We start from the raw sequence: 23,531 nt of genomic DNA, 5'->3' as shown, positions 1-23,531 counted from the left end.
GTGTCCCAGGAAGCCCAGGCCAACATCGGAGTCGTCGGACTCGCCGTGATGGGGTCGAACCTCGCCCGCAACCTCGCGAGCCGCGAGGGCAACACGGTCGCGATCTTCAACCGCAGCTACGAGAAGACCCAGACGCTGCTCGACGAGCACCCCGAGGCCGGGTTCCTGCCCGCCGCCAGCTACCGGGAGTTCGCCGACACCCTGCAGAAGCCGCGCACCGCGATCATCATGGTGCAGGCCGGCAAGGGCACGGATGCCGTCATCGACGCGCTCGTGGAGGTGTTCGAGCCGGGCGACATCATCGTCGACGGCGGCAACGCGCTGTTCACCGACACCATCCGTCGCGAGAAGGCGGTGCGCGAGACGGGCATCAACTTCGTCGGCGCCGGCATCTCGGGAGGCGAGGAGGGCGCCCTCAACGGGCCGTCCATCATGCCCGGCGGTTCCGACGAGTCGTGGGTGACCCTCGGACCGATCCTCAAGTCGATCGCCGCCGTCGCGGAAGGCGAGCCGTGCGTCACGCACGTCGGCCACGACGGTGCCGGGCACTTCGTGAAGATGATCCACAACGGCATCGAGTACGCCGACATGCAGCTCATCGCCGAGGCCTACGACCTCATCCGTCGCGGCACCGGCAAGAGCCCCGCCGAGATCGCCGACATCTTCGCCGAATGGAACCGCGGCGAGCTCGAGAGCTACCTCATCGAGATCACCGCCGAGGTGCTGCGGCAGGTGGATGCCGAGACCGGCGCCCCCCTCGTCGACGTGATCCTCGACCAGGCCGGGTCGAAGGGCACCGGCGTCTGGACGGTTCAGACCTCGCTCGACCTCGGCATCCCGGTGTCGGGTATCGCGGAGGCCGTGTTCGCGCGGTCGCTCTCGTCGAAGCCCGCCCAGCGGGCGGCCGCGCGGTCGCTGCCCGGACCGGATGAGGGGCTCGTCGTCGCCGACGCCGACGCCTTCATCGAGGACGTGCGCCAGGCGCTCTACGCGTCGAAGATCATCGCCTACTCGCAGGGTTTCGACGCGATCGTCGCGGGCGCCGAGCAGTACGGCTGGGACATCAAGAAGGGCGACATCGCCGCCATCTGGCGCGGCGGCTGCATCATCCGCGCCCAGTTCCTCAACCGCATCACCGAGGCGTACGCCGCCGACCCCGGTCTCGTGGCGCTCGTCACCGCGCCGTACTTCGCGGACGCCGTGGCGCGTACCCAGCAGGCGTGGCGTCGCGTCGTTGTGGCGGCGGCGCAGGCGGGCATCCCCTCGCCGGCGTTCTCGTCGTCGCTCGCCTACTACGACGGGCTGCGCGCCGACCGGCTGCCGGCCGCGCTCGTGCAGGGGCAGCGGGACTTCTTCGGGGCGCACACCTACAAGCGCGTCGACCGCGACGGCACCTTCCACACCCTCTGGTCGGGCGACCGCACCGAGATCCAGGCGGTCGACGCGCACTGAGGCGGCGCGCGCCTCAACCACCTCGACCCGCCCGCCCCGTTCGTCGAGCGCCGCGGCACGGCCCACCCCGCCGGTCGAGCCCCGCGGGATGGCCCACCCTGTTGGTCGAGTTCCGCGGGAAGGCCCACCCCACTGGTCGAGTTCCGCGGGAAGGCCCACCCCACTGGTTGGATTCCGCGGCGCGGCCCACCCCGTTGGTTGAGTAGCCGCGCAGCGGCGTATCGAAACCACCCGACCGCAAACCCCCTCCCGCGGCCCGCGGGTCTCGATACACCGCGGCTGCGCCGCGGCACTCGACCAGCGGGAGTGCTGCGCTGCGCCAGTCGCTCCACCAGCGGAAGTGCTGCGCGACGCCCGTCGCTCGACCAGCGGGAGTGCCGCGCAACGCCCGTCGCTCGACCAGCGGGGTGCTGCGCGACGCCCGTCGCTCGACGAGCGGGAGTGCTGCGCGACGCCCGTCACTCGGCAACTGAGCGCAGCGGGGTGGGGGCGCGGGTTGCGCGACGCTGGCATCGGGCCGGGCGGGAGCGGGCCGTCCAGGCCCGCGGGGGCATGCGGCGCGCAACCCGCGCCCCCACCCCGCGGAGCGGCCCGCGTGAACACGGCCCGGGGGGTCTCGATACACCGCGGCTACGCCGCGGCACTCGACCAACGGGGTGGCGGCTGCGCCGCGGCACTCGACCAGCGGGGTGGAGGCTGCGCCGCGGCACTCGACCAGCGGGGTGGAGGCTGCGCCGCGGCACTCGACGAACGGGGTGGCGGCTACGCCGCGGCACTCGACCAGCGGGGCCCGCTCCCCGTCACCAGGTGGGGTTATCGCTGCCGAAGGCGCGCGGCGGACGCTCCCACGCGACCCGCACACCGTCGAGCGCGAAGGGGGCGGGCAGCACCCGCACCGGCCCCCACTCGGACTGCAGCAGGGCGCCGTCGGTGAGCTCGGGCGCCGAATAGCGGGTGGCGCGCGGCAGCCCGCGGGCCGCCTCCAGTTCGACGGCGGTGCGGGCGAGCGAGAGCCGCACCTCGGATCCGGTGCCGTCGAGCAGCCGCTGCCGCAGCCCCGCCAGCGCCGCGGCCGCCATGAGGTACCCGGTGGCCTGGTCGAGCGCCTGCACCGGCAGCGGTACGGGATGGTCGGCGACGGCGGCGCGCATCCCGGCATCCGCGATCCCGGATGACATCTGCACGAGACTGTCGAAGCCGCGGCGGGCCGCCCACGGGCCGGTGAAGCCGTAGGCGTCGAGCGACACGTCGACGAGTCCGGGGCGGGTCTCGCGCCGCACCTCGGCGCCGAGGCCGAGGCGTTCGAGTGCGTCGGAACGGTAGCCGTGCACGATCACGTCCGCCTGGGCGAGCAGTCGGGTGAGTCGTGCGAGCCCCGCGGGGTCGTGGGCGTCGAGTCGGGCGGTGCGTTTGCCGAGCGTCATCTCGTGGGCGAGGGCGGGCTCGTCCCAGCCAGTCGGGTCGATGCGCAGTACTTCCGCGCCGAGCCCGGCGAGCACGCGGGTGGCGACGGGTCCGGCGAGCACGCGGGTGAGGTCGAGCACGAGCAGCCCGGCGAGCGGGCGCTCCAGGGTCGGCGCCCAGCGGGACGCCGCCTCGGATGCCCCGGTGGTCTCCCGGGCTACGAGCGGTTCGGCGGCGACGGCGACCCCCTGCGGGTGCCGCGCCCACTCCTCGGGGCGGCGCAGGGTGGCGGCGCAACCGCCCTCCGCGACGACCTCCGCCTCCAGCTGGTCGGCATGCCAGATCGCCACGGCACGCGCCACCGCGTCCCGGTCGGCGTCGACGCCGAGCACGCGCAGGGCCGCCTGACGGTGGGCGGGGGCGTTGGTGTGCAGACGGATCCACCCGTCGGCGGCGCGGTAGTCGCCTGCGATCGGATCCCACGGTGTCGGCGCCACCCAGCCGACCGGGCGCACCCCCGAGGAGAACCAGGCGTCGGCGTGCTCGCGTCGCACCGTCGCGGGCCGCCAACCGAACCCGGCAGCCTCGAGCACCCCGCTCACCCCGGCGCCGACCGCCGCGACGGAGGCGACCGCGAGATCCGACACCGGGTAGGGGGATTCGAGGGTGGCGACGCCCGTGAGGTTCGCCGAGGCGACCTCCAGCCCGAGGGCCGCACCCATCCGCTCCCGCAGTTGAGCGTCGGCCGTCGCCGCCCGCAGCGTTCCCGTCATGCCCGAACGCTACGCGTGCCGGCGTGCCCTCACCAGCGCCCGCGCCAGGAAGGCGGCCACCAACACGGTTGCGGCTGCGAGCAGCGCGAGGGGCGGTGCCCACGCCGCCAGCAGCAGGCAGCCGAGCCCGCCCACCACCGCGACGAGGCGCCCGCCGAGGCCGCCGAGGCGCCAGGCGAGCAGGTGGGCGATCGCGTAGTAGCCGAGCACCGCGCCCGCGGACGCCCCGATCAGCAGCGCCGAGGGGGCGACGAGGGTTGCGATCGCGGCGAGCACCGCGACCACGGCGTCCGCCCGCACCGGGGTCGCCGTGCGCTCGTGCAGCACCCGCAGCCCCCGCGGTAGCTCGCCCGCCGCCGCCATCGCCTGCACGGTGCGGCTGAGCCCCGCGAGCACCCCGAGCGCCGAGCCGACGCAGGCGAGCACGGCGGCGGCGATCACGTAGCTGCGCCAGCCGGGGCCGGCGAGGTCGGCGAGCGGCGAACTGCTCGCCGCGAGCGCCTCCGTGCCCAGCCCGAGCAGCAGGATGAGCGCCGTCGCGGTGGCGAGCACCGCCACGATCCCGATGGCGGCGGTCACCGCGATCGGCAGGGTGCGGCGCGGGTCGCGCACCTCCCCGCCGAGGGTGGCGACGCGGGCGTAGCCGGCGAAGGTGAAGAAGATGATCGTCGCGGCCGGCAGCAGGCCGGCGGGGGCGTCGGGCCAGTCGAGCGGATGCGGTGTGCCGAGGTGCGCGAGACCCACGGCATCCGCGATCACCAGCAGGGTCACGACGCCGGTCGCGGTGGCGCCGCTCACCACCGCCGTGTGGCGCACCCCGCTCGCGTTCACCACCGCGAGCACGGCGAGCAGGGCGACGGCGATCGGGCCGGCGAAGCCCGGGGTGAGGCCGGAGGCGAGGTACTCCCCCGCGACCCGGGCGATGGCGGCCGCGGAGGCCACCTTGCCCACCAGGAACAGGGCGCCGGCGGCGAAGCCGAGCCGCGGGGCGCCGAGCCCACGGGCGAAGGCGTAGACGCCGCCGGAGTCGGGGAACGCCCGCGCGAGACGTGTCGTGCTCGTCGCGTTGAGGGCGGCGATCAGCACGGCGATCCCGAGGGCGACGAGCAGCCCCGCCCCTGCGAGGCCCGCCGCCGGAGCCCACACGGCGAACACGCCGGCGCCCAACATGGCGGCGACGCCGACCCCGGTCGCGGTCGGGACGCCGATCACCCGCCGCAACTCCACCCGCGCATGCTAGCGGCACAGGATGTCCCGGCGGATGCGAAACTGACGGTTGTGGAGAGAGACGACGAGATCCCTCCGGAGCTCGCCTTCTCGGAGCCCGGCGAGGTGAGCGCGCTGCGCGGGCCGCGGATGCAGCGGGTGGCGCGCGTCGTGGTGGTGCTGACGCTCGCAGCGCTCATCCTGCCGGGGGTGCTCATCGGGGTGACGACCGCCGCACGCACCGCCGAGCTCGCGTGCCGCGTGGTGGCGTCGACGGAGGCGCCCGACGCGTCGGCGACGGTGGCCCGGTTCGAGCTCTCCGGGGGCGAAGGCCCGGGCTGGTACTGCTCCGTGAGCGACTTCGGCGGCCGCGAGACGCAGCTGCGGTTCCTGGGGTTCATCCCCGAGGTGCGCGTCGCCCGCTGAGCGGGTGATCTCGATACACCGCGCTCCGCGCGGCACTCGATCAGCGGGGTCTGCTGTGTTGCGGTGTGTGACAGCCGGCGTGCGGCGGGGCGGGCGCGGTGCTTACGCTTGCCGAACCAGCCGCATCCGGCGGCCCGACCCGAGACGAGGTGACCCATGGACGAGACGCGCGTTCACCCGGAGGTCGGCCTCGAGATGTGCGCCGAGCACTGCACCGGCGAGGGCCACCGACTGCACCCGATCCAGCGGGCGGTCGCGGCCTCGTCGCCCAGCAGCTGGGTCGACGGCTTCGCCTTCCCGAGCGGGCACGGCATCGCGTTCCATGGTCTCGACGGCTCGGTGCGTTCGCTGTGGCACCACGTGGTGCGGGACCTCGCCGAGGGCGAGCCCGTCGCGTTCCACCCGGTCGCGGGTGTGCTCTCGGTGCGCGGGGCGCTGCTGAACGTCAGCAACCGCTGACCGCCCGCTCAGGCGGCCCACGCCATCCGGTGCGACCGGGTGGAGCGCCGGAGGATCAGGCCATCGCCGCCATGAGCTTCATGCACTCGGCCTTCATGTTCTCGCAGGCCATCATGCAGACGCGGCAGCACTCGTTCATGTCGGCGTGCATGGCGCACTCGTCCATGCAGGCCTGACACATGGCCATGCTGGCCTCGAGCATCGCCTTCATGGACATCATGTCGTGACCCATGGGGCGCAGCATCATGCGCATCATCGTGGTGGCGACGTCGGCCATGTTCATGCACATCGACGAGCAACGGCCCATGCCGGCCGCCATGTCGGAGTCGGCGCACATGGTGGCGGCCATCGCGCAGGCGTCGCAGGCTTCGATGCAGGCCTGCATCGACATCATGTCCATGCCCATGGTCGATGCGGGCATCGACTCCATCATCTTGTTCATCATCATCATGTCCATGCGGTGGTCTCCTCGAGCTCGGTGAGGCGCCTGATCCAGCGCTCCTGGGGCCACCCTAGCGAAGGTTACGTTGTGTTACGAGAGCACTGGAGCTGAAAGCGCAGGCCATTTCCGGCCTTCGCCGCGACGCGGCTACTCGATCGGCGCGGGTGCGCACTCAGGCGATCGAGGAGCGCCGCGCGAGCGCGACGCATCTCGAGATCACCGGATCCGGGCCTACGCGGCGCCGTCGAACATGGAGGTGACCGAGCCGTCGTCGAAGACCTCGCGGATGGCGCGGGCGATGAGCGGTGCGATCGGCAGCACCGTGAGGCGATCCCAGCGCTTCTCGGGGGCGATCGGCAGGGTGTCGGTGACCACCACCTGGTCGATGAAGTCGCTCTGCAGGATCTCGGTGGCCGGGTCGGAGAACACCGCGTGCGTGGCGCCGACGATCACATTGGTGGCCCCGTGCGCTTTGAGCGCTTCGGCGGCCTTCACGATGGTGCGCCCGGTGTCGATCAGGTCGTCGACGATGAGGCAGGTGCGCCCCTCCACCTCGCCGACGATCTCGTGCACGCTCACCTGGTTGGGCACGCGCGGGTCGCGACGCTTGTGGATGATCGCGAGCGGGGCGCCGAGCTTGTCGCTCCAGATGTCGGCGACACGCACCCGACCCATGTCGGGGCTGACCACGGTGAGGGTCTTCGGGTCGAGGCCCTTGAAGTGGTCGAGCAGCACGGGCATCGCGAACAGGTGGTCGACCGGTCCGTCGAAGAAGCCCTGGATCTGGGCGGCGTGCAGGTCGACGCTCATGATGCGGTTGGCGCCGGCCGCCTTGAACAGGTCGGCGACGAGGCGCGCCGAGATGGGTTCGCGTCCGCGGCCCTTCTTGTCCTGTCGGGCGTAGGGGTAGAACGGCGCGACGACGGTGATGCGCTTGGCGCTCGCACGCTTGGCGGCGTCCACCATGATCAGCTGCTCCATGAGCCACTCGTTGATGGGGGCGCAGTGGGACTGGATGACGAACACGTCGGTGCCGCGGATGGACTCCCCGTAGCGGGCGTAGATCTCACCGTTCGCGAAGGTACGGGCGTCGGTCTCGATCAGCTCGGTGCCGAGTTCGGCGGCGACCGCGGAGGCGAGTTCGGGGTGGGCGCGTCCGGAGACGACGACGAGTTGCTTCTCTCCGCTGATCTTGATGCCGGACACTGTGCCTGTTACCCGCTTCCCTGCCGCCTGCGTCGAGTCTAGCGACGAGGGGGGTCTCGATACGCCGCTACGCGGCTACTCGACCAGCGGGGTGGCGCGCCTCGCGGCTACTCGACCGGCGGGGTGGCGCGCTACGCGGTTACTCGACCGGCGGGGCGGTGCGCCTCGCGGCTACTCGACCGGCGGGGTGGCGGCTGCCGCATCCGCTGCCGCGGCCGCTGCCGCCGTGCCGGGGCGGTTGGCCGCCACCCAGCGCTCGATGTTGCGCTGCGGGGCCACGTTGACGGCGAGTGCACCGGCGGGCACATCCTTGCGGACGACGGTGCCTGCACCCGTGTAGACGCCGTCGCCGATGGTGACGGGTGCCACGAACACGTTGTGCGATCCGGTGCGCACGTGCGACCCGACCGTGGTGCGGTGCTTCTGCACGCCGTCATAGTTGGCGGTGATGGTGCCGGCGCCGATGTTGGAGCCTTCGCCCACCTCGGTGTCGCCGATGTAGGAGAGGTGCGGCACCTTGGATCCGCGGCCGATTCTCGCGTTCTTGGTCTCGACGAAGGTGCCGATCTTGCCGCCGCCGTCGAGTTCGGTGCCGGGGCGCAGGTAGGCGAACGGGCCGACCTCGGCGTAGGCGCGGATGACGGCGAGGGTGGCGTCGGTGCGCTTGATGACGGCGCCTTCGCCCACCTCGCAGTCGACGAGGGTGGTGTCGGGGCCGATGACGGCGTCGCGGTCGATCGTGGTGGCGCCGGCGAGGCGGGTGTTCGGCCACAGCACGGTGTCTTGCCCGATCGAGACGGTGAGGTCGATCCAGGTGCTCGCGGGGTCGTGGATGGTCACCCCGGCCAGCTGATGTCCGCGCACGATGAGCGCGTTGAGGCGGGCGGCCTGTTCGGAGAGCTGGGCACGGTCGTTGACGCCGGCGACGCGCCAGCTGTCGGCGACCGGTACGGCGGCGACCGTGGCGGAGCTCTCGCGCAGCAGTGCCACGACATCGGTCAGGTACTTCTCGCCTTGCGCGTTGGCGCTGCCGATGCGCGGCAGCAGTTCGCGCAACGCTGCAGCGTTGAACACGTAGCTGCCGGAGTTGACCTCGGTGATGGCGAGGAGCTCCTCGGTGGCGTCCTTGTGCTCGACGATGCGGGTGACGCCGCCTGCCGCGTCGCGCACGATGCGGCCGTAACCGGTGGCGTCGGCGAGCACAGCGCTCAGGATGGTGGCGGATGCCGCCGCCGCGCGATGCTCGGCGACGAGCGCGGCGAGGGTGGCGGTGTCGAGCAGCGGCACATCCCCCGAGACGACGACGACCTCGCCGTCGAAGTCGGCAGGCAAGGCTTCGACGGCGAGCTCGACGGCACGGCCCGTGCCGGGCAGCTCGTCCTGGTCGACCACGATCGCGTCCGGCAGGTACTCGCCGACGGCTGCCGCGACGTCGTCGCGCTGGTGGCGCACGACCACCTCGACGTAGGCGGGCTCGAGGTGGCTGGCGGTCGTCAGCACGTGCGCGATCATCGGCAGCCCCGCGATCGGGTGCAGCACCTTCGCCCGCCGGGACCGCATCCGGGTGCCCTCCCCCGCGGCGAGGACGATGACGGCGAGGCGCTGATCGGTCATGCAGCCATTCTGGCAGGGGCACCGCAGGGCGCGGCGGTGGCGCTCTGGCAGACTTGTCGGGCGCCGGATGGCGCATTCCGCTGTGGTGTAACGGCAGCACGTCGGCCTTTGGAGCCGTACAGTCCAGGTTCGAATCCTGGCGGCGGAGCGCCGAGGGAAAGGGCGAGCGATGAGCAGCCGACAGCAGACCGTGCACCGCTACCTGGATGGCTTCCGGCGCAGCGACCACGATGCGATCCTCGCCCTGCTCACCGACGACGTCGTCTGGCGGATCCACGGGGTGCGCACGACCCACGGCAAGACCGAGTTCGACAGCGAGATCGAGAATCCCGACTTCGAGGGCAGCCCGGAGCTCGAGGTGTCGCGCACCCTCGAGGCGGACGACGTGGTCGTCGTCACCGGGACCGGGCGCGGGCGCCACCGCGAGGCGGGGGCGTTCCGGTTCGCCTACAGCGACCTGTTCACCTTCCGTGGCGAGCTGATCGCCGAGGTCGACTCGTACGTCGTCCCCCTCGGCTGATCCGGCCCGAGGCGAGCGGCGGGGTCGGCCGACCATCCGCGGCACGACGCTTCCGCGCTCGCGGCCTGTCTCGACCTGGAGGGGGCGCCGACGATGTCGGCGCGCGGCATCGAGTCGGTGGGTCGTGCCCGGATAATGGGGGGATGCCCGAAAACGACGAGGTGGACCGGATCGTCGCCGCATGGCAGCGCACGCATCCGCAGCTCGACTTCTCGCCGCTGCAGGTGCTGTCGCGGGTGGCCCGGCTGTCGAAGCATCTCGACCGGGCGCGGCGGGACGCGTTCGCGAGTTCCGGCCTGGAGCCGTGGGAGTTCGATGTGCTCGCCGCGCTGAGACGCGAAGGGGCCCCGTACCAGTCGAGTCCGAAAGCACTGCTGCAGCAGACGCTCGTCTCCAGCGGCACCATGACGAACCGCATCGACCGGCTTGTGGAGCGCGGGCTCGTGGAGCGTCGCACCGACCCGCACGACGGGCGCGGAGTGCTGGTGGCGATGACGTCGCGGGGACGTGAGGCGGTGGACACCGCGATCCGGGAGCTGGTGGCGCGGGAGGCGGAGCTGCTGGGTGCGCTGTCGCTCGCCGACCAGGAGCGGCTGGCGGGGCTGCTGCGGAAGCTGAGCCTCGACTTCGACTGAGGGAGCGGGTGCGGGGGCGGGCGCGGGGTTTCGATACGCCCGCTGCGCGGGCTACTCAACCAGCGGGGGTGGCACTGCGCGGGCTACTCAACCAGCGGGAGTGGCGCTGGGCGGGCTACTCAACCAGCGGGGGTGCGGCTGGGCGGGCTACTCAACCTGCGGGAGTGGCGCTGTGCGGGCTACTCAACCAGCGGGACGGCGGCCACTTCGCTGATCGAGTGCCGCGGCGCAGCCGCGGTGTATCGAGATCTGCCGCACCGCAGGTGGTCGAGGAGCGCCCGCGCAGCGGACGCGTCTCGAGGCCACCGGGCAGGGACGGGCCAGGAACCCGGGGTCAGGGGGCGCCGGCGACGGAGAGCGCGCGACGATACACGGGTGACTTGCTGCGGAGCGGGATGGGTCGCCGTGCGGGGTCGACGCCGGCCGGCGGGATGAGCCGATAGTCGGTGCCGCCGCGGTGTTCGATCTCCCACCCGGCGTCGTGCATGAGCATGTGGTGGTGTCGGCAGAGCAGGATGCCGTTGTCGATGTCGGTCTTGCCGCGGTCGCGAAGCCAGTGCTTGATGTGGTGGGCCTCGGTCATGACGGGCGGTCGCTCGCACCCGGGGAACATGCATCCGCCGTCTCGTGCCGCGAGTGCCCGACGCTGCCTCCGGCTGAAGAGTCGCCTGCGGCGCCCCAGGTCGAGGGGGCGATGCTGGGCGTCGAGGATGAGGTCTTCGGTGCCCGCCTCGCAGAGCTGGCGCTCGACGGTGCGAAGCGAGACCGGCACGCTCTGACCTTCGATGAACCCGATTCCGACGCCCGCGTGGAGGTCGGTGTGGGTGACGAGCACGCGCACCGCCGGAACCTCGTCGCCGGGCACGAGGGTGGGGTCGGCCGTGTATCCGGCGCGCAGCAGGTCGAGCATGGTGTCGGAGGCGTACTGCTCGGCCGTGCGGGGGTCGGCGAGCACCTGTTCGGCGCGGGCCAGCTCGTCGGGGTGCACGAAGCGGGGACCGCCGAGCTTGGGCGAGGTGACCCGCTGGTGGATCTCGGACACGATGGCCGCCGTCTCCGGGTCCATGAGCCAGACCGCGCGCGTCATGCCGTCGGGTTGCGTGAACACCCGGAACGAGCGCGCGTCGCGTCGGCGGCGCTCGCGCACGGCGACACCCGCCAGGTCGAGTTCGTCGCGCAGCTCCATCGCGCGCTTGAGCAGGCGATCGGCGTCGAGCGAGGGGGCTTCGCCGGCGAGCGTCGCGGCCGCGGCGGTGAGGGTCTCGGTGGTGATGCGGCCGGCATCCTGCTCGGGGTCGCCGGTGAACGGGTCGGGCTTGCCGAGGCCGCGGCGGATGGCGTCAGCCTTCTCGACCGAGATCGTGCCGGAGCGCACCGCGTGGGCGACGGGCACCATCCACGGGACGGTGGGGCGGGTCTGGGTGACCTCGCCCGTGACCGGATCGGCGGCGGGGACGGCGTCGGCATCCGCCGCCTCCACCAGGAGTGTGCCAACCTGCACGGTGCGCTTCGCATCGGAGAGCGTGGAGCCCGTGGTGACCCGCACCAGCTCTTCGGCTGTGCGGTGGCCCAGCTTGCGCGCGAGGCCGCCGAAGCCCAGTTCGGGTCGCGAACGGCGGGCGATCTCGCCGGCCACGAGCGCCGACTGCGCCCGCACCTGACGCTCCTGCGCGGCGAACACCTCCGCGAACTGCAGCAGCTCGGCGTCGTCGGCATGACGCAAGGTGTCGGCATCGACCTCCGCGGTCGACAGCAGCCCCCACAGCCCCCACTGCTCGAGCACCGACGGCGGCAACGCGGGAACCGAGTCGTCGGGGTCGGGGAACGGTGCCCACGACGCATCGTCGAGGAGCTCGGGATCCTCGAACACAGGTGCGATGTTGGGCATGCCGATAGTCTACCCGAGTTCGCATTGATGTTCTAGTACTGGGCGGGGACTTGTGGAGAAGTTCGAACGAGAGTTCGGGGGCGAGACTCGGCGGTGGGGTGGTCTCGAGACGCGTCCGCGGCGCGGGCGCTCCTCGACCACCGGGATCGCCCACCGGGATCGACCTCCGGGATCGACCACCGCGGCGCGCCGAGCGGCGCCCCTACCGCAGGTACAGGATCGCCAGGCCGAGCGCGTTGAACACCCCGTGCGCCAGGATGGCCGCGCCGAGGCGCCGTGTGATGGCGGCGAGCAGTCCGAAGCCGAGGCCGGAGATGCCGGTGACGACCGCCACGCCGCCCCAGTTCGCCGGCGCCGCGAGCGCGAGGTGCAGCAGCACGAACAGGGGTGTGCTCACGAGCACCGCCACGATGATCCGCGCCGAACGTCCCCCGCGCACGAGCCCGGATGCGGAGCGCTGCAGCAGCCCCCGGAAGAACAGCTCCTCCACGAGCGGGGCCACGAGCACGCCGCCCACCACGAGCACGAGCAGCTCGGGCACGGGCGGGAGGGCGGGGGCGGTGGTGCCGTCGAGGGCCGGGGCGCCGGTGCTGCTCGGTGCGATCCATTCCGCGAGGAGGCGCAGCACGAGCCCGGCGAGCAACCCGATGCCGAGGTCGATGACGCGCAGCCGCAGCCCCGTGTCGGTACGGGCGGATCCGGTGCCGTAGCGTCGCCCGGCGGCGTATACGGCGATCAGCAGCGGCAGCCAGATGAGCACGAAGGTGAGCAGCTGATCGATCCAGCTGGGCAGTCCGAGCACGCCGATGCGCGGGACGACAACGAGCGCGAGCAGCAGGCAGGCGAGGTAGGCGACGGCGGCGACCGTGAGGGCTGACAGCGGATCGCGGTAGTGCGATTTGCGTGATCTCGCGTGCCGTTCGACGTCGCTCATGTGTGCCACCGTATCGATCCGGGCCGGGATACGACGAAGGCCCCGCCTCTCGGCGGGGCCTTCGCGACGGTTGGGTTCAGCTCTGGGCTGCGACCGCGACCTGGCGGGTGCGACGCGAGGCCGAGACCGCGATGAGCGCGATCACGCCGAGGCCGACAGCGCCGACGGCACCCCAGATGAGCCACGCGGGCACGTCGGCGCCGGTGGCCGCGGTGGTGGCGGCGATGTTGGTGGTGAGGGTGAGGCCGCTGGTGCCGCCGACGCCCGTGAGGGTGTAGTTGCCGGTGGCGTTGGCGGGAAGCGTGACGGTGACGGATGCCGCACCACCGCTGGCGGTCTTGGTGACCGAGGTGGAGGTGACGGCGGCCTTCACACCGGCGGCGGACAGGTTGCCCGCGCCGACGCCTTCACCGGTGAGGGTGAAGGTGACCTGCTCGGTGGCGTCCCAGCCGGTGGTGTTGACCACACCGGAGCCGCCGGGAACGATGGTGGCGGGGCTGCCGGGGGCCACGGCCGGCGGGTAGGGGGCGGCGAATGCGGCGGTGGCAGCGCCACCAACAGTCAGGGCGAAAGCCACGGCCAGGGTTGCGATGGTCTTCTTCATGGTTTTACGCCGAAGCGCGCCTCTCTCGGGAATGTCACCCACGACCGAGTTCCCCCTCAGTCGCGCAAGTTACTTGTGAATAATACACAGACGTCAGCAGACGAGCGACCGGTGCTGTGTTTCGGTGTCGTTAAGAGTCGGGGTGACGGCGACGCTCAGCGGCCCGCGCGTGCCGGCTTCTCCGTTGAAGTCGACGCTGAACACGGCGGTTTCGCCCGGTGCGAGCAGGGTTTGCACCAGGAACACGGGCCGCCCACGGTCGATGGCGCCGACGCCGAACGCTTCTTCCCCATTAAGGGTGGCACCCTGCACGATGCCCCCCACTGGGCCGTAGGCGGCGAGCAGGGTCTTCACCTTGCCGGGTTCGACGCCGAAGGCGCCATCCCCCGTGACGTACCCCGGTAGGGAGGTGGCGGCGTCCGCGGGGGCGTTGTTGGTGAAGGTGCCGGTGACCCGGTAGCTGGGGATGCCGTCCGCCCGACAGACGCCGCCTGCCACCTCGACCTTGAGGTCGGTGTAGTAGTTCATCTTGGCGCCGGTGCCGTCGTTGAGGAAGAAGCCGAGCTCGGGGCCGGCGCTGTTGTCCGCGGGCTGCACTCCCGAGAGCGTGGTGCCGTCGACGAAGCGCTGCTCGTCGGGGCGGGAGTTCCAAATGCGGATGCGACGCTCATCCCCGCCGCGCACGAGGGCTTCGACGATGCCGGCGGGCTTGACGTCGGGTGCGGTGAGCGCCGCGAAGACGCCTTGTGCGGCGGCGGCGAAGAAGGCGTCTTGGTCGTCCGGATTCCAGTAACGCGCGTAGGTCTCACTGAGCAGGATGGAGACGGCGTTGTCGCTCGTGAGGATGATGTCGCCCACCTGCACGGGCCCGGTGGCGTCGAGCAGGTACGACAGCAGCACGGGGTCGACGGCGACGACGGCATCGACGGTGCCGCCCTTGCGCTCTTCCCACATGGCTTTCGCCAGCTGGGCGCTGGTGTCGAACCAGGGGGTGAGGTTGACGTCTTGGATGAATTTGCCGGTGATCTCCCCGTAGAGGGTGCGGGTGGCGTCGTCGAGGGGCAGGATGCTGCTCTCGCGCTCGGGGAAGTCGCGGGTGGATGCCTGCTCACCGAACTCGATGGCGCCGTGGTCGCCGGTGACGAGGGCGAGCGCGCCGCTGATGCCGCCGGAGGAGCGCAGCTCGGCGTTGTTCTGGATGAGCACGAGCGTGGTGCGCGGCCCGTCGTTGCCGAGCATGGCGGGCAGCAGGTGGGCGGTGCGGTCGAGGGCGTCGACGGATCCGGTGACCTCGCCCACGAGCGTGAGCAGCTGGGTGACGGCGTCCCGTACCGGGCCGATGGTGGCGTCGACGTCGATCGCGTCGGCCTGCGCGGCAGCGGCGCTCATGGCGTCGTTGGCGGCGGCGACGTCGGGCTGGATGGCAATGATCGGCGCGAGGTCGATGTGGCCGTCGGTGATGGCGAAGGCGTCGGGGTCGAAACTGGCGGCGGCCGAGATGAGCGGATCGATGCCGGTGTCGCTGAGGGTCTGCACGATCTCGGTGACCTGCCGCACGGCGGTGAGGTTGGGCCCGATCCAGGGGATGAACTCGGTGACGCGCCAGACGGGGTCGTGCGTCATGGATGCGGCGGTGGCGGCGCGCTGCTTGAGCTCGGCGACGAGCGCGTCGACGTGGCCCTCATCGCCACCGACCACCGTGTCGCGCAGCTCGTGCGCGACAGGCACAGCCGAGGTGAGCTGGTCGCGGGCGATGAGGCCGCGCACGACGATCCAGCCGGTCCAGACGAGCACGAGCGCGACGCCGGCCAGCACAACCCAACGCACCCAGGTGGGGCGGCGGCGTGCGCCGCGGTGCGCCTGTGACATCTAGTCCATCCCTGGAGTTCTCTCGGCCGAGACCCGCGCAGGGGTTCCGCATCACCTATCGTGCGGCCGGAGGTGCTCCATGCCGCATCCAGTATCGGACACGCGAGCCACCCGCGCGTGCAACGCTCAAGCAACAGACCCGATGGACTCCGACCATTTCAGAGCTTGCGCGCACCTGATCGGGCAGCCCGCCTACGACCTAGAGTTAATTCTTTCGTCGTGTCTCCCGCTCGCCGTTGTGGTGGGTCTCTGTGACAACAGGCGCGGCTTGCCGCACCGTCGAGTTCGGTGAGGTGTCTCTGGCCAAGTAGACACACGCCCCGACGACGGTCCCTTCACCGATACACACTCCCCCAGCCACAACCGAGTTTGCGAAGAGAGTCACTCCCCGTTCGATCCTCGGGTACTCACCCCCGCGCCCGGCACCGAGAGTGACCGACTGGTATATCGCGACTTCGTCTCCGACCTCAACCCCTTGGCCCAGCACGATCCCGACAGGATGGGGGAGATAGACGCTCCCCGTGATGCGGCACCCGCAGAAACATCGCACGCGAACCGTCTCATTAAACGCCGTCTCGCAAGGGTGGGCACTAGGCAGCGACCTGAAGCGAGCCTGAAGAGAAACCCCGCACGAATGCTGCGCGCGCTGATGTACGCCAAGACCCGCCCGCGACTTCTGCGCCCAAGCCGAGACTCGAGGAGCCGCTGGTCGAGGTCAATACCCCGCAATGCGATGGCCCACGTCTCGGCCAACTTGCCTTGAGAGCGCACCCTCAATCTCTCCACTCCCCATTGCGATCTCGAGCACGGTCTGTTCGTGCTGAACAACGTAGCGGCATGGTCCTACGACGAAGATCGCCTCCTGAGCAGCAACACGAAGAAAACAAGGTTCGCCCACGTGACGGCCGCCAATAGAAGTGCTGCGACTTCCGCACCCCCGAACGCAGCTCCCACGCTTGCAGCAATGAGCAAGATCGGCACGAAGAGTAGGGCGTTTCTGGCGACCTTGACTTCGAGGCGCCGAGCGATCGCGACTGCGACGAGTAGCGGCAGCGCGACGGCCACAAGAAGCCTCGCGAGGAAGGCGATCAGCACTGCTCCCTCCCCTGCGTACTCGCCACCAAAGACGAGCTCCATGAGCCATCCGGAGATGGGAGCCAGCAACAGCAGTGGCACTGTTCCTGCGATTGCTACGGCGAACACCTTGGCGACGAGAGGCCGCAGACGTTCATCACTCGCGACCGCGGCCCGCGGGACAACGACTGAACTCATCGACCCTGCCACGATCCCCATGGGAGTGAGTACCTTGCTGGCTGCCGAGTACGCCGCCCCCGCTGCCGCGCCGCCGAACACCGTGACCGCGACGACATCGAGAAAGCGCAGAGCATTGATCGCATCGCTGACGCCAACGGGCACCAATCGGCGCAGCGTCACCGCTAGAGGGCTCACTGGGGCGATCGGTGACTTGATCATGGCAAGCGTGACGATCGCCGACAGGGCGCTTCCTGCAAGTCGAGAGAGGCCAAACGCGAGAAGAGCATTTTGACCTACCGCGACCAACGCCAGATACAACCCCACATTGACGGAAGCGCGCACCCAGAACGCGAGCGAAGTTGCAAAGTACTCGCGCCGCGCAGCATCGATCGCGAGCCTCCCCTCGATTCCCTTTTCGATCGAAAGCGCCACTCCATGCAGCGCAAGGCCCACCACGAGTCCGTCGCTACCGGGGAAGAACAGGGCTCCCCCTCCCACGACTATCAAAAGCAGAACGGCAGACGCCATGTTGATCCGCAGCGCAGCTTTCACAGCCGAAAGGTCACCCAGTGCGTACTCACGACCGACGAACGTCGGCACCCCGAAAGTAGTCGCGAGCGCTACCGTAATCTGGGCCGAGATGACGGCCGAGAATATCCCGAACTCATGGATCGAGACAGCTCGAGCGACGAGCACAAGCACGATGGCCTGTACAAGAGAGTTGAGCCCGCGAGAACCGGCCACCGCGGAAAGATGCCGCTTCACGAGAATCCCCTCAGCGACATCGACACGGTGGGATCTCTTCGATGGTCCAACCTGTGCTCAAGCCACGCAACAATCAGAATCGAGAACACCACCCAGGTCACGCCAAGGCGGAATCCATTTGCCGACAAGTACTGCAACGTCATCACCGTCGCGAGCCCTAGAGGTGTCAAGTTAGATCGCGCCATCCTGAGCCCGGTATACGCGAACCCCGCGGCGACCAGGCCGATCAATGCCAATCCGATGACACCGAGGTCATACAGATTCGTCAGGAAGAGGTTTGTTGAGCCACGACCGGCGTTCAGTTCTCCGCTGCCCAGGTATGTTGCGACGTTGGAGGCGTCTACTGCCGCCTGGGCGAGAGACCCGCCGCCGTGCCCCAAGAGGGGCGCATCCACCCACTTGTCGAGGATGAGTCGATAGATACCAAGACGCGAGTCCAGCGAGCCTTGGTCGACGCTCACCCGATCCTCGCCTAGGGCCGCGGAGATATCGAACCGTTGGAGGAGCCCGCTGGGCAGCACTTGGAGTGCAATCGGGACCAACGCTGCCGCTCCGGCGACCACCACGAGCGCCCCGGCAACGGCTTTCGAAAACTGTGAACTGCTGAGATGCCGAATTCGAAGCGCGCCCATGAGCGCGACGGCCACCAACGTGGCCAACAACGCCGCACGCGAGAATGCGAGAACCAACACGACTGAGAAAAGCACCAGGAGCGTGATGCGCCTGCGCTGCTGCCGCCAATTCGATACCACGATCACCAAGCCAAGGCTTGCGTTCAAACCGGCCCACACGGGTTCAGCGGTCAGCCCGTTGGGTCTGACCCATGGAGCGTTCACGATCGTCGCCCACACTCCAAGGTTCAGCCCAACGGAGTAGTAGAGAACCACCTGCAGCACCGCGATGCCGGCGGAACCGACCAGCCCGACAAGGAACCATCGAAGAAGGTCGTTCGAGCCGAAGAAGTTCTGACCCGCGTTGCGGACCAACGCCCAAAGACCCAGCATCAAGAAGACCTGACCAAGCGCGACCTGGAAAGTATCGGCAAACGTGGAGGTCCACGACAACGAGAGGAGGATGAGCACGGTGTGCACGGCGAGAAGCTGAAGGATCCAGCTGGGTCGGCGGCGGTCGACGCCGGTGAAGAGGCTAAAGAGAATGAGCCCCCCGAGCGGCAGCATGTACAGCCGCAGCGGGAAACCTCCAACGCTCATGGCAATCGCATCCAACGGCACGAGAACGCAGCTTGCTGCCGCTAGTCGCCGCGCTATACGTCTTCGGCGCAGGTGCTGAGCTTCCCCGAGGCTCAACCAACCACGGTCAGAGGCGGACACCGATTTCCTCGTAGATCTCCTTGAGCTGCTGCCGAGTTCTCTCCCGCGTGAACGGATTGACGAAACCCGAACTCACGACCTTCCGCGAAGACGTCGCTGCCCTGACAGCCGCCGCGATTGACTCAATACTCGTTGGGTCGAAATACGTGACATGCTCGGCTCCTACCTCGCGAAAGACCGGGATATCTGAGCAGAAGACTTCTGCTCCCGCCACGAGCGCCTCGATGACCGGGTACCCAAATCCCTCATACAGTGACGGGACAAACACACCCAGCGACCCGGCAATCAACCTCGCAAGTTCACCATCCGAGACGCGGCCCAGATATTGAACGCCCGCCGGGGCGGCGCCCCACGCCGCCCGACCAACGACGACCAAATCGATGTCGCCTGCAACTCCCGACCGCAGATACCCCTCCGACAGCCGGACGAAGTTCTTCCGAGGCTCCTGCGAACCCACGGCAAGGATGTACGGCCTGTCATGCCCTACCGTGGGCGCCGCCCCCCGCGGCAGTGCTGGCGCAGGGAGCTGAGGCTCCACGAATGGATTGACGATGCGCACGTTGGCACCCGGCCAACGCGCCAGTATCTCCGATTGAACCGTCTCCGAGATGGTGAGCACGAGACGCCCGCTCATTGCCCTTTCTGCAAGTGGACGGTAGTAGTTGCGCCCTAGACGGGTCGCAGTCTCCGGGTACGACCACCACGTCATGTCGTAGAGCGTGTAGATCGTCTTCGAGAGCGGAACGGCAGGGGAGGGTGGATAGCTCAGGAAGTGGACGAAGTCGAGCTTTCGCGACGCGGCGGGGATCCCCAAGAGATCACCGACGAACCGACCTGGTCCGGTCGGATCAGTGGCCCTGAGGACGATGCTCTCAGACTCGACGACCAATCCGACCAAGGATCGCGTATATCGCTCCCAGCCTGTCATTCGTAGGCTGCCCGCGGAACGGGCGTCGAACAGGAGCGTCCGCTCTGTCTTATCCACGGCGGCGCTCGAGCCCGGCGCGCGATGCGAAGAACTCCCTCGCAACAACCACCAGGAAGTACGGCGCCGATCGAAGGTAGCGCGCCGCCAGCTTGCGAGGCTCTCGGATCACTCGGTGAAGCCATTCAAGCCCGACGCGACGCATCCACCGCGGCGCGCGCCTGTCAGTGCCTGCGGTGAACTCGATAGCAGCCCCAACGCAAGCGACCACCCCGCGCGGCAGGACGTCCATCAGTTCAAGAGCGAGCGCTTCTTGTCGGGGGACCCCGAGTCCAATCAACACGACGTCGGCGTCACTCGAGCAGATGCGATCGACGAGCCGACGCCTGGCGTCCAAATCGTCGAGCTCCTCGCGAGGCGCCTGCTCCACCAGTGCTATTGTCGCCCTCCCGGCACTCGCAAGAGTCGCTGCTGCGAGCTGTGCACTCTCCCCCTTCCCCCCGACGACGGCGATCCGCAGAGACTCGCGGCCGAGAGCAGGGACCAGGTCGGCCCCCGTGACCCGCTCAACCCGATGTCGATTCCGACCAAGAAGGCGGATGGCTGCGACCACCGGCCACCCGTCCGCTGTTGCCACCGTTGAACGAGAGTACGCCGCGCGAAGATCCGGCTCGGCGCGAGCCTGCCACACGTGCGCAATGTTCACAGTGACCACGAGATGCGGTCGATCGTCGACCACAAGGCGAAGCACCTCAGCGAGCGTCTTCGACCACGTGATTGGGGTGCAATGAATCGACCCCAGCTTGACCCGTGTCAAGAGCGCCTCGTCGCGACGGCGGGAAGTCTCGCTCATCTCGGCGCTCCCACTTCTGGCGCTGGTACATGTGCAAACGCGGACACAAGCGGTGGCGGCTCTCTCCCAGCCAGAACAGCCCGAGTGAGGTGGACGTGACGCCGTACGTAGTCAACAGCCAGCAATCCGCGCTCGCGCGCAAACGCCTCGCCCCCCTTCGGGGCAAGCGCGCGGGGCAGCGACGACAGTTCCCCGAGCCTGCGAACCAGAGCGTCGACATCGCCCACGGGAAAGTACGCCACGCCCGCATCTGGCAAGTACGCGCGGAGACCGCCCACATCCGAAGTCACGAGCGGCACATTCTCGAGCACTGCCTCCATCGCGACCGTCACACCTGACGCATGAGTATTGGGAGCGAGCGGAAGCACCACAGCATCAGCGCCACGGTAGAGGGCTTTGAGCTCTGACATCCGCTTCACTCGCCCTACACTGACGTTCTCGGGGATCCCGACCCGCGGGAACTTAGCGGGATCACACGCCACACGGAATTCCGTCGCAGGGAGCATCCGCGCTGCCGTGACCAAAGTAGCCCAGTCGCGATGTCGGTCGTTCCCCACGCTGAGCACGTAGCGCGCCCCCCGTTGTTCAGTATCGTGACCGCCGTGGTCATCACGTTCGGTGCTCGCCGAGTACGAAGACCCAAACGGTAGGCGGACAACCACCCTGCTCGCATCGATAGCCCGTGCCCGCTCAACACCTTCGTCCGTATGCAGTGTCTCAGCCGCAAGTTGAGACAACAGCTTCCGATAGGCCGCGCGGCGGAGCCGACCGTACGACGACCATTCGTCGTACAACCAAACGGACTGCGCGATGATGACCGGGAACGGAGGCCGCGAGATCAACTTGAGGAGGGCCACTGCCAGGTGTTCCCGCTCGGTGTGAGCCCACACGACCTGAGCACTGCGTATCAGCCCTCGATTCCTGAGGACGTGCACGAGGTCGAATCCGACGACCCGCCGCAGCGCCTTCCTGCAGAAGCGTCCGATGCGTGATTCAGGATGGTCTACCGAGAAATCGACCTCGAACCACTCGCGCGCCAACCCGTATCTCCAAGGGGATTCCTCGTGCCTCATATCGTTCTCATACAACTCACGCCACGCAACATCAGACATTCCGTGATCTAGAACGATGCAGAGTCGAACCTTGCCAGACGACAATTCATCCACCGACTCCAACCGGCTCACATTGATTCCCCTCAGACGATCCGCTCCGCGAGAACCCCGTCGTCCGCTAAGACCGCAACGCGCATTGCCCTGAGTCCGCCACCGAGAGCGTCGTTTCAATCATGACATTGATCCGGCGGGCTTCTGCGCCGCTTGGCGGCGAGCGCGAGATCACCGCGGACGGAACGGCGGCCGCATCCTTGTCTGTCACCAAATGCCAGCTGACTCACCGGTGGCGGGCTGCGTCAATACGCGCCGTCGCGCCCGACCACCGCCTTCGCCGTCCGCCACAGGATGATCAGATCCCCGGTCACCGACCAGTTCTCGACGTAGTAGAGGTCCAGCCGCACGGTATCTTCCCACGACAGGGACGAGCGACCGCTCACCTGCCAGAGTCCCGTAATGCCCGGCTTCACCAGGAACCGTCGGTGCACATGGCTCTCGTAGAGTTCCACCTCGCGGGGAAGCGGCGGGCGGGGGCCGACGATCGACATCTGGCCGACGAACACGTTGAACAGCTGCGGCAGCTCGTCGAGCGAATAGCGACGCAGCCACTTTCCGACCGGGGTCACCCGCGGATCGTCCTTCAGCTTGAACATCACGTCGTTGCCGGCATCGCGGTCGTTGCCCTGGAGCTCAGAGAGGCGGTCCTCCGCGTCGACCACCATCGAGCGGAACTTGAGCATCGGGAACAGCTTGCCCGCGCGGCCTACGCGCGGCTGCCTGAACAGCACGGGCCCGTGCGACGAGAAGCGCACCACCAGCGCAATGGCGAGCAATAGAGGCGACAGCAGCAGGATCAACACCGTGGTGACGGCCAAGTCGAAGGCGCGCTTGGTGACGCGCTTCAAACCCTCGTACCGAGGCGTCTCCACGTGCATGAGCGGCAAGCCCACTACGGGTCTCATACGAATACGCGGTCCACCGACGTCCGTCAGGCTCGGCGCAACCACCAGGTGCTGCCTGCCCGGCTCGAGCGCCCAGCTCAGCTCGCGGATCTTGCCCGGGGGCAGTTGATCACTGCTTGTGATGATGAGGGTCTCGGCGCCCTTCGCATCCATGAGCGTCGGGATTTCGGCCAGATCGTGTGTCACCGGCACCGTCGTTCCCGGAAGCCGGGCACTCTTCGGCGCATCGGGCACTACCGCCGACACCACCTCGTATCCCGCGGCGGGGAAACGTGCGAGATCCCGCGCAATCGCCACCACCGAGGCGAGAGAGCCGACGAGCAGCACCCGATAGCTGAAGCCGCCCCTCCTGCGCTGAGAGTGCAGCCACTGTCGCCAGATCCACCGAGTGAGCAGCAAAGCTGTGAGACCCGCGGGGAGCGCGATGAGGATGTAGCTGCGCGCGATGTCGATCTTGAAGAGGAACACGAAGATCGCGCCGACGCCGAACAAGCGAATCGTCGCATCGACGATCAAGCGGTACTCGGCGAAACCGATGCCGGCAACACGCGCGTCGCGGGTGCCGAATGCACTCAGCACCGCCATCCACCCCAGGATGAGCACGAGCGAGACGAGCGTGTAGCTCAACCCCAGGTCCAAGTCGCGCGAGATGGTCGCCTGTTCGTCGGTCGAGAGCCCGAAGCGCAAGATCTGTGCACCGAGCACAGCCCACACGATCACCAGGAAGTCGGTGGTCGCCAGCACTCGCGCGTAGCGCTGCCCCCAGGTGACCGCGCGCCTAGGCCACGTGCCGTTCTCCCGTCCGACGGCGAGGGGTGTGGTGCGCCGCGGGCCGGATGACTCGCCCACGACAACCTCCGACCTTTGCACGACATGTCAACGTTAGCCGACCTCGTGAAG

21 protein-coding genes and 1 tRNA gene are annotated in these 23,531 nt (G+C 69.0%); 6 read left to right on the top strand and 16 right to left on the bottom strand.

All coding sequences use genetic code 11. The features are described 5' to 3' along the window. Positions 1–1,452, top strand: a complete 1,452-nt coding sequence (gene gndA, locus FLP23_RS05615; RefSeq protein ID WP_281290310.1) for an NADP-dependent phosphogluconate dehydrogenase — start codon at positions 1–3, stop codon at positions 1,450–1,452. An 800-nt stretch (positions 1,453–2,252) separates the two neighbouring features. Here the strand turns inward: gndA and FLP23_RS05610 are convergent. After that, positions 2,253–3,629: a CoA transferase gene (locus FLP23_RS05610; RefSeq protein WP_149324953.1), complete on the bottom strand. Its 1,377-nt coding sequence runs from the start codon at positions 3,627–3,629 to the stop codon at positions 2,253–2,255. Positions 3,630–3,638: 9 nt separating this feature from the next. Next, positions 3,639–4,856, bottom strand: coding sequence for an APC family permease (locus FLP23_RS05605; RefSeq protein WP_149324952.1), 1,218 nt, complete (start codon positions 4,854–4,856; stop codon positions 3,639–3,641). 51 nt (positions 4,857–4,907) lie between these two features. On the opposite strand from FLP23_RS05605, the gene FLP23_RS05600 reads away from it, so the two are divergent. Beyond that, a complete protein-coding gene (locus FLP23_RS05600) occupies positions 4,908–5,261 on the top strand; it encodes a hypothetical protein (protein WP_149324951.1) in 354 nt (117 codons plus the stop codon). Positions 5,262–5,417: 156 nt separating this feature from the next. Then, the gene (locus tag FLP23_RS05595; RefSeq protein WP_149324950.1) at positions 5,418–5,720 is read left to right on the top strand and encodes a hypothetical protein; all 303 of its coding nucleotides are present in this window, start codon (positions 5,418–5,420) and stop codon (positions 5,718–5,720) included. Between the two features lie 55 nt (positions 5,721–5,775). On the opposite strand, the gene FLP23_RS05590 is transcribed toward FLP23_RS05595, so the two are convergent. The 3 genes from FLP23_RS05590 to glmU form a co-directional block, all read right to left on the bottom strand. Beyond that, positions 5,776–6,177: a four-helix bundle copper-binding protein gene (locus tag FLP23_RS05590; RefSeq protein ID WP_149324949.1), complete on the bottom strand. Its 402-nt coding sequence runs from the start codon at positions 6,175–6,177 to the stop codon at positions 5,776–5,778. 216 nt (positions 6,178–6,393) lie between these two features. Further along, positions 6,394–7,368, bottom strand: a complete 975-nt coding sequence (locus FLP23_RS05585) for a ribose-phosphate diphosphokinase (protein WP_149324948.1) — start codon at positions 7,366–7,368, stop codon at positions 6,394–6,396. A gap of 171 nt (positions 7,369–7,539) precedes the next feature. Next, positions 7,540–8,982 (bottom strand): bifunctional UDP-N-acetylglucosamine diphosphorylase/glucosamine-1-phosphate N-acetyltransferase GlmU, encoded by a 1,443-nt coding sequence (gene glmU / locus FLP23_RS05580; RefSeq protein WP_149324947.1) that lies wholly within the window; start codon positions 8,980–8,982, stop codon positions 7,540–7,542. A gap of 76 nt (positions 8,983–9,058) precedes the next feature. Here glmU and FLP23_RS05575 point away from each other — a divergent pair. From FLP23_RS05575 to FLP23_RS05565, 3 genes are all read left to right on the top strand, one after another. Then, positions 9,059–9,130 (top strand) — tRNA-Gln (locus tag FLP23_RS05575). Positions 9,131–9,151: 21 nt separating this feature from the next. Continuing rightward, positions 9,152–9,502, top strand: a complete 351-nt coding sequence (locus FLP23_RS05570) for a nuclear transport factor 2 family protein (RefSeq protein WP_149324946.1) — start codon at positions 9,152–9,154, stop codon at positions 9,500–9,502. A gap of 143 nt (positions 9,503–9,645) precedes the next feature. After that, on the top strand, positions 9,646–10,137 hold the full coding sequence (locus FLP23_RS05565; RefSeq protein ID WP_149324945.1) for a MarR family winged helix-turn-helix transcriptional regulator: 492 nt from the start codon (positions 9,646–9,648) through the stop codon (positions 10,135–10,137). Positions 10,138–10,471: 334 nt separating this feature from the next. Here FLP23_RS05565 and FLP23_RS05560 read toward each other — a convergent pair whose 3' ends face one another. The 11 genes from FLP23_RS05560 to FLP23_RS05510 all read right to left on the bottom strand — a co-directional run bounded on the left by FLP23_RS05560 (position 10,472) and on the right by FLP23_RS05510 (position 23,480). Continuing rightward, positions 10,472–12,025 (bottom strand): HNH endonuclease signature motif containing protein, encoded by a 1,554-nt coding sequence (locus tag FLP23_RS05560; RefSeq protein ID WP_149324944.1) that lies wholly within the window; start codon positions 12,023–12,025, stop codon positions 10,472–10,474. Between the two features lie 202 nt (positions 12,026–12,227). Further along, positions 12,228–12,959: a CPBP family intramembrane glutamic endopeptidase gene (locus tag FLP23_RS05555; RefSeq protein ID WP_149324943.1), complete on the bottom strand. Its 732-nt coding sequence runs from the start codon at positions 12,957–12,959 to the stop codon at positions 12,228–12,230. 76 nt (positions 12,960–13,035) lie between these two features. Beyond that, the gene (locus tag FLP23_RS05550) at positions 13,036–13,563 is read right to left on the bottom strand and encodes a hypothetical protein (RefSeq protein WP_149324942.1); all 528 of its coding nucleotides are present in this window, start codon (positions 13,561–13,563) and stop codon (positions 13,036–13,038) included. Between the two features lie 93 nt (positions 13,564–13,656). After that, complete coding sequence (locus tag FLP23_RS05545; protein WP_149324941.1) at positions 13,657–15,432, bottom strand: DUF4012 domain-containing protein; 1,776 nt, start codon at positions 15,430–15,432, stop codon at positions 13,657–13,659. A 205-nt stretch (positions 15,433–15,637) separates the two neighbouring features. Further along, positions 15,638–15,919, bottom strand: coding sequence for an LbetaH domain-containing protein (locus tag FLP23_RS12605; protein ID WP_168200385.1), 282 nt, complete (start codon positions 15,917–15,919; stop codon positions 15,638–15,640). A gap of 356 nt (positions 15,920–16,275) precedes the next feature. Beyond that, the gene (locus FLP23_RS05535; protein WP_149324940.1) at positions 16,276–17,451 is read right to left on the bottom strand and encodes a lipopolysaccharide biosynthesis protein; all 1,176 of its coding nucleotides are present in this window, start codon (positions 17,449–17,451) and stop codon (positions 16,276–16,278) included. Next, the gene (locus FLP23_RS05530; RefSeq protein WP_149324939.1) at positions 17,448–18,683 is read right to left on the bottom strand and encodes an O-antigen ligase family protein; all 1,236 of its coding nucleotides are present in this window, start codon (positions 18,681–18,683) and stop codon (positions 17,448–17,450) included. Before FLP23_RS05530 ends, FLP23_RS05535 begins: the two co-directional genes overlap by 4 nt. 85 nt (positions 18,684–18,768) lie before the next feature. Further along, positions 18,769–19,767: a glycosyltransferase family 4 protein gene (locus tag FLP23_RS05525; protein ID WP_149324938.1), complete on the bottom strand. Its 999-nt coding sequence runs from the start codon at positions 19,765–19,767 to the stop codon at positions 18,769–18,771. Next, the gene (locus FLP23_RS05520; protein WP_149324937.1) at positions 19,760–20,560 is read right to left on the bottom strand and encodes a WecB/TagA/CpsF family glycosyltransferase; all 801 of its coding nucleotides are present in this window, start codon (positions 20,558–20,560) and stop codon (positions 19,760–19,762) included. Before FLP23_RS05520 ends, FLP23_RS05525 begins: the two co-directional genes overlap by 8 nt. Continuing rightward, positions 20,557–21,633 (bottom strand): glycosyltransferase, encoded by a 1,077-nt coding sequence (locus FLP23_RS05515; protein WP_168200384.1) that lies wholly within the window; start codon positions 21,631–21,633, stop codon positions 20,557–20,559. Before FLP23_RS05515 ends, FLP23_RS05520 begins: the two co-directional genes overlap by 4 nt. A 335-nt stretch (positions 21,634–21,968) precedes the next feature. After that, the gene (locus FLP23_RS05510) at positions 21,969–23,480 is read right to left on the bottom strand and encodes a sugar transferase (RefSeq protein ID WP_168200383.1); all 1,512 of its coding nucleotides are present in this window, start codon (positions 23,478–23,480) and stop codon (positions 21,969–21,971) included. Positions 23,481–23,531: the final 51 nt, after the last annotated feature.

Origin of the sequence: Protaetiibacter larvae, assembly GCF_008365275.1 — a bacterium.
Taxonomy (GTDB): domain Bacteria; phylum Actinomycetota; class Actinomycetes; order Actinomycetales; family Microbacteriaceae; genus Homoserinibacter; species Homoserinibacter larvae.
Note: the sequence above shows the minus strand (reverse complement) of the source record. Positions and strands in the feature narration are given on the sequence as shown.

What these genes read in the sequence shown, in the direction of transcription:
- FLP23_RS05520 (WP_149324937.1), bottom strand. Translation starts at nt 20,560, where the DNA reads ATGAGCGAGACTTCCCGCCGTCGCGACGAGGCGCTCTTGACACGGGTC.
- glmU (WP_149324947.1), bottom strand. Translation starts at nt 8,982, where the DNA reads ATGACCGATCAGCGCCTCGCCGTCATCGTCCTCGCCGCGGGGGAGGGC.
- FLP23_RS05550 (WP_149324942.1), bottom strand. Translation starts at nt 13,563, where the DNA reads ATGAAGAAGACCATCGCAACCCTGGCCGTGGCTTTCGCCCTGACTGTT.
- FLP23_RS05590 (WP_149324949.1), bottom strand. Translation starts at nt 6,177, where the DNA reads ATGGACATGATGATGATGAACAAGATGATGGAGTCGATGCCCGCATCG.
- FLP23_RS05545 (WP_149324941.1), bottom strand. Translation starts at nt 15,432, where the DNA reads ATGTCACAGGCGCACCGCGGCGCACGCCGCCGCCCCACCTGGGTGCGT.
- FLP23_RS05610 (WP_149324953.1), bottom strand. Translation starts at nt 3,629, where the DNA reads ATGACGGGAACGCTGCGGGCGGCGACGGCCGACGCTCAACTGCGGGAG.
- FLP23_RS05555 (WP_149324943.1), bottom strand. Translation starts at nt 12,959, where the DNA reads ATGAGCGACGTCGAACGGCACGCGAGATCACGCAAATCGCACTACCGC.
- FLP23_RS05565 (WP_149324945.1), top strand. Translation starts at nt 9,646, where the DNA reads ATGCCCGAAAACGACGAGGTGGACCGGATCGTCGCCGCATGGCAGCGC.
- FLP23_RS05515 (WP_168200384.1), bottom strand. Translation starts at nt 21,633, where the DNA reads ATGAGGCACGAGGAATCCCCTTGGAGATACGGGTTGGCGCGCGAGTGG.
- FLP23_RS05595 (WP_149324950.1), top strand. Translation starts at nt 5,418, where the DNA reads ATGGACGAGACGCGCGTTCACCCGGAGGTCGGCCTCGAGATGTGCGCC.
- FLP23_RS05560 (WP_149324944.1), bottom strand. Translation starts at nt 12,025, where the DNA reads ATGCCCAACATCGCACCTGTGTTCGAGGATCCCGAGCTCCTCGACGAT.
- FLP23_RS05570 (WP_149324946.1), top strand. Translation starts at nt 9,152, where the DNA reads ATGAGCAGCCGACAGCAGACCGTGCACCGCTACCTGGATGGCTTCCGG.